The sequence below is a fragment of the Streptomyces sp. WM6386 genome, from assembly GCF_000972385.1.
Taxonomy (GTDB): Bacteria; Actinomycetota; Actinomycetes; order Streptomycetales; family Streptomycetaceae; genus Streptomyces.
On the sequence record NZ_JXTE01000722.1, the window covers coordinates 1 to 332 of the forward strand.

Consider the following 332-nt stretch of genomic DNA (forward strand, 5'->3'; position numbering starts at 1 on the left):
CCCCACCGCCCCCGCACCCCTAACGCCCGGAACCCCGGGCGCCCCTTCTCCACCCCCGACCTCCTGGCGGTCGGCGAAGTTCTCGTAGTCTGCCCGTTCGAAAGCCGTGATCATGGAGGTGTTGGCCGCGTCGCAGTCGCCGCGGATCTCCTCGGTGCCCGCTTCGACCAGCAGCCGCGAGCCGCGGGCAACCACCGCCGTCGCGTAGCCGTTGCCGCGGCAGGCGGGAGACACAGCCACCAGGCCGATCACCGCGGGTCGAGGGGTTTTTGGCGGGGAGACTGAGGGCCGCCGGCGTGCCGTCCGGGGCGTAGCCGAGCTCCCACCACGAG

Annotated in this window: 1 protein-coding gene; it reads right to left on the reverse strand. The window is 72.9% G+C overall.

The genetic code is table 11. The annotated features are described in order from the left end of the window. Nucleotides 1-240: GNAT family N-acetyltransferase (locus TN53_RS43395; RefSeq protein WP_234441882.1), on the reverse strand; the 240-nt coding region annotated here is incomplete at its 3' end. Nucleotides 241-332: the final 92 nt, after the last annotated feature.